Origin of the sequence: New Jersey aster yellows phytoplasma, from assembly GCF_002554195.1 — a bacterium.
In the GTDB taxonomy this organism is placed as follows: Bacteria; Bacillota_I; Bacilli_A; order Acholeplasmatales; family Acholeplasmataceae; genus Phytoplasma.
Genome location: NZ_MAPF01000065.1, coordinates 1 through 4,983 on the forward strand (window position 1 = coordinate 1; position 4,983 = coordinate 4,983).

Sequence of the window (4,983 nt, forward strand, 5' to 3'; positions counted from 1 at the left end):
AACACTTATTTATTGTCTTTAAGAAAACTAAAATTTAAATGTTTATTTTAAAATTATATTTTGAATATATAAGTTATTTTTTTAAAATGATAAAAGTTCTTCTAAATGTGTTTCTTGTTTAGGTGTTAATTTCTTTTGTTTTTATATAAACCACAAATATCTTAATAATGAATCCCGTAATTCTGTTTTATTATCTATTTTATGAAATTATTTTGCATTCATTGAATTTTTTGAATTTGCTTAATGTTTTTTGGATTGCTTTTTTTATAAATAATATTTTGCAAAACCAAAATATCATAATCCATATAATCACAAAAAATAAATTTGAAAAAAGATAAAAATGGCGAATTAATTGAAGGTTTTATTATCCCTAAATATTTTTTTACACATTCCCATAAAAAAATAAAGTTTTTTGCTCATAAAACAACTCTTTTTATATAATTAACTTTTATAACATTTTGTTAATAATCATTCCTAAACATTTCAAAAATTAAATAATTCTATCACCCTAAATTATAAACAATTACAAAAATTTATCCAACCCAAAATCAAGGAAAAACCAAACTGTAATTAAAGTTTGGGTTATTTTAATTAAAAAATGATACATTTGTAAAAAATCAAAAATCTTCAAAGAAAGCCTTAGATTTAGGAAACTTATCAGTTTCAAAAATTTCTTTCGGAGTGCCTTTTTCAAGAATTTTACCTTGTTCCATGAAATAAATAGTATCAGATACTTTTTGAGCAAATTTCATTTCATGAGTTACAATAATAAGGTTTATTTTTTTCTCTGATAATTTTTGTAAAGTTTGTAATACTTGCAAAGTAGATTCAGGATCTAGAGCAGAAGTTGGTTCATCTAAAAGAATAACTTCAGGTTTCATACATAAAACTCTAGCAATAGCAACGCGTTGTTTTTGTCCCCCTGAAAGTGTTTCTACTCTTTGATTAGCAAGAGCTTTTAAATCTAGTTCTTTTAACCGTTCTAAAGCATTTTCTTGAGCTTCTTGTTTAGATAATTTTAATACTTTCATCGGAGCTAAACAACAATTTTCTAATACTGTCTTTCCTTCAAATAAATTAAAACTTTGAAACACCATTCCTACTTTAGTTCTTAAATCAGATAATTTTACTCCTTTATCTAAGATATTTTTATTATCAATTAAGATTTGTCCAGAATTAGGTTCTTCTAATAGATTAAAACACCTTAATAAAGTAGATTTCCCTGAACCTGAAAAACCAATAATAGTTACTATTTCTTGTTTTTTAATTTTTAAATTAACATTTTTTAAAATCTCTTTATCGCCAAACTTTTTACAAAGATTTTTAACTTCAATTAAATATTGCATTCTAAACTCCTTTTTTTTGTTTTTCTAAATATTTAACAAATAAATTAGCAATCGTAATTAACAATAAATAAATACAAGCAGTAATAGCATAAGGAATAGCAATACTTCCTGTTTGAACGATTTGAGTTTTGGCTTTCCATGCTACATCTAACAGACCAACCAAACCACCAAAACAAGCACTATCTTTAATATTTACAATAAATTGTTGTACTACAAAAGGAAGTGATCTTTTAAGTGTTTGGGGAAGAATAACAAAAAAAATGTTTGTCTTTGAGTCATTCCTAAAGCTAGAGCAGCTTCTTCTTGTCCTTTATCTAAAAACTTAATATTTTGTAATAAAATACTCGTAATACTAACTGCTGAATTTAATAATAACACTATAACACCTGAATACATCGGATTTAATTCAGGATTATAAGCTCTCCAACCAAAATGAACTATAATAATTTGAGCTGCTACTGGAATTGATTTAAAAATATAAAGTATTGCATCAAGTAAGTAAAGAAAACTTTGTATTAACCCTAAAATAAAGGGTTTTTGTGTTTGATAATTAGGTTTAATGCTTTTAATCCCCGTTAAAACAATAGCTAAGATAAAACCTACAATAACTCCATCTAATGCAAGTAATAAAGTAGTTTTTAAAGGTGTTGAATATTCAGACAAAGCAAGAGATACTTTTTGATACCACTTTAATCCTTGTTGTTGGCTTAACTCTTTTAAAGATTTTTCTAACCATTTATTAGTTATTTCTTTAAACTTAGATATTTTGTCTTTTAATTTTTGTATTTTATTAATGGGGCCTTGTTTGTCAGTGGGTTTTGATTGTTCGTTTTTTAATTTTTTGGTTAATTCAATTATACCTTCAACATTTAAACCGTCACCTTCTAAAACAAGTCCTTTTTCTTTTAAAACTTCTTTAAAAGCATTATTAATTTGAGTAACTAATTTTGTATTACCTTTTTTAACTGCAATTCCTAAACCCATAGGAGAAACAGTAAAACGATTATCATAAGATATAATTGATATATGTTTTAATTTATCATTTTGCGAAGCATAATATTTAGTAATATAACTATCAGTTACAAAAATATCAGAAGATTGATCTTCAACACTTTTAACACACATAACAGCATCATCAATAGGATTTAATTTGGTAATGTGTGATAAATTTCCTAAATCTGATCTAATATTTTCAATAACTTTATCAGCCACAGAACCAGTAAGAGTTAAAAATTGAATTTTGTCTTTTGTATCTTGTAATTTACCTTTTATATCTTCATAATTTACTTCTAATGGCAAATTTCTAAAACGTTCATCATCTGATCTTACTAAAAAACCTGTATTATCTAAAGTATAGGCAATAGAAAAATCAAAGTTTTCTTTTCTTTTGTTAGTAATGCTAATAGAAGAAATAGCTACATCCACTGAACCATTTTGTACAGCAGCAAACATCCCATCAAAATCAAAAAGACTAAATTTACAACCTTCATACTTTTCTTCTTTAGGTAATGCTTTTACTATTTTATCAATTAAATCTATATCAAATCCAGAAATATATTCACCTTGAATAGTTCTATGATTTTTACTTGTATCTTTATCAGATTTAATAGTCAAACTATTAGGGGCTGCATCAGCTACCACAGCTACTCTTAAATATTTCTTAGAATTATTAACTCTTTGAAATAACCCCACACTAAAATGAAGCCATCCCCAAAAAATCATAAAGAAAAATAATGAAATATATTTAGTATATTTTAGATATTCAACAATTTTGTATTTTTTTTCCTTTGAATCATAATATATAATTTTTACCTACACTTTCAATTTTGGTGTTTATAAAAACTATCTATTTGACAAATTTAATTTAAAATACCACCAAAAAACAAACATCATTTTTATAATAGATACAATAATTTTAATATACTTATGAATATTAAATATATATTTGGGAGGCATCTTTTTAATTTTCATTTTTTAACCTTTTATTTGTATATTATAAATATACATAAATTGTAATATGCATCATTTATAAATATTTTTCAAATTACTCTAAAATAATATCAAACTTTTAATACTAAGATATTTTTTTTAAAATAATACTTTATTACTTATGATAGCATAAAACAATTAAAATTAACATTTAATTAATATAAGTATAATTACTTTAATATAAAAGATTCCAAAAGGCAAGAAATAAATATTGGTTTAATAATTAAAATTTAGTGATTTATGCATTAATTTTTTTATATTTTATATTAAGAATTAATATTTATTTTATATTAATATTTATTTCTTATAATTCTTAAATTAATTTATTAAGTACTAACTAAAGTTTTTAAAGCAGGATTTAATTTTTTTCTAAATATTTACTTAAAATGTTAAGTAAATTAAATTAAAACTAAGTAAAAAAACGGAAAGTATTACAAATGGAGTAACTAAATCTGCTGTAACATTCACAGCATCATTTGTAACAAATGAAATATCAATTAATGCAATTAATCCGAAGAAAGTACAAGCTTTAATATTAGTAAAAAATTGTGCTACTACTAAATGAACTGTTTTTTTAATGCTTGAGGGAAAGTAACATAATAGAAAGATTGTTTTTTTATTCAATAATAAAGATTGAGCCGCTTCCACTTGTCTTTTATCTAAAAATTTAAGAGTTTGCATTAAAAAAACAGCAATATTAGCAGCTGAATTTAATACAATGGAAAATTAATGATGCATGTAAGTTTGATGCATTGTAGGAAACTTAATAAGCCACCATAAATATCTTTAAAACCAAACTAACAAACCTTGAGCAGCAATTGTAACTCCAATGATAAATAAACATAAAAATCTACAAATTTAGAACCTACTTGTTTAACAAGTTTCACAAAGACATTATTTTTTCTAGAGCATTTTGTGATATTGTAGTTACATTTAGTTCAACAAATTCTCTTTATTGTGCTGCGTTTCTTTTATTTTTTTCATTTAATTCTCTTTTGTTGTTTTGAATTTTTTAATTCCATCTTTTGTCTGGTGAATTTTTTTGTGGATTTATTATTTGTTCTCATATTTGAGCATCAGTTAATTCTGAAATAGATTCTAAATTTTCAATAGTTAGTTTGATAAGTTATTGGGTTAAGATATTTGCATATGTGATAATTTTTTTCGATAATAACTAAAAACATTAATACTATAAAAATATATTTGTTGTGAGTCATTAAAGTAGGTTTATGGTTTATAGATGCAAATTCCATTTACTTATTTAATTTTCATCCCGCTTTTTTTCTTGGATTTGATTTGGGTGAGTTTTTTTATAGTTTTTGAGAGTTTAGATTTGGGGTGTGCTAATAGCTATTTGAAAAAATTTTATTATTTAGTATTTGTGATTTGTTCCGTTTTTTTAATTTATTTTAATATTTAGCATTCGTAAAAAAATAATTTTAATTTAATTTTATATGGGGGGTTTTATTTTTTTACTTAACTAGATAGTGTAAAAATAAAATATTTAAAAATATTTATTTAGTTTGAAAAGAAATGAAATTATCTTCTTAATTTTTAAGTTTTAAAGAGGTAATTTTTAAATACAAAAATGTACCAAAAATGGAAAGTTGCAGCCTTCGTATAACTCCACACTAAAATAAAAATCTTA

General features: G+C 23.5%; 4 protein-coding genes. All 4 read right to left on the reverse strand.

Annotated elements, in window-relative coordinates:
- Positions 1-617: 617 nt before the first annotated feature.
- Entirely contained in the window at positions 618-1,346 is a 729-nt protein-coding gene (locus BBA70_RS03395) for an amino acid ABC transporter ATP-binding protein (RefSeq protein ID WP_011412912.1), read from the reverse strand.
- Position 1,347: 1 nt separating this feature from the next.
- Positions 1,348-1,509, reverse strand: a complete 162-nt coding sequence (locus BBA70_RS03400) for a hypothetical protein (RefSeq protein ID WP_252861659.1) — start codon at positions 1,507-1,509, stop codon at positions 1,348-1,350.
- 47 nt (positions 1,510-1,556) lie between these two features.
- Positions 1,557-3,068, reverse strand: coding sequence for a transporter substrate-binding domain-containing protein (locus BBA70_RS03405; RefSeq protein ID WP_252861660.1), 1,512 nt, complete (start codon positions 3,066-3,068; stop codon positions 1,557-1,559).
- A 648-nt stretch (positions 3,069-3,716) separates the two neighbouring features.
- The gene (locus tag BBA70_RS03410) at positions 3,717-3,983 is read right to left on the reverse strand and encodes a hypothetical protein (protein WP_252861661.1); all 267 of its coding nucleotides are present in this window, start codon (positions 3,981-3,983) and stop codon (positions 3,717-3,719) included.
- Between the last annotated feature and the right edge of the window lie 1,000 nt (positions 3,984-4,983).

What these genes read in the sequence shown, in the direction of transcription:
- BBA70_RS03395 (WP_011412912.1), bottom strand. Translation starts at nt 1,346, where the DNA reads ATGCAATATTTAATTGAAGTTAAAAATCTTTGTAAAAAGTTTGGCGAT.
- BBA70_RS03405 (WP_252861660.1), bottom strand. Translation starts at nt 3,068, where the DNA reads ATGATTTTTTGGGGATGGCTTCATTTTAGTGTGGGGTTATTTCAAAGA.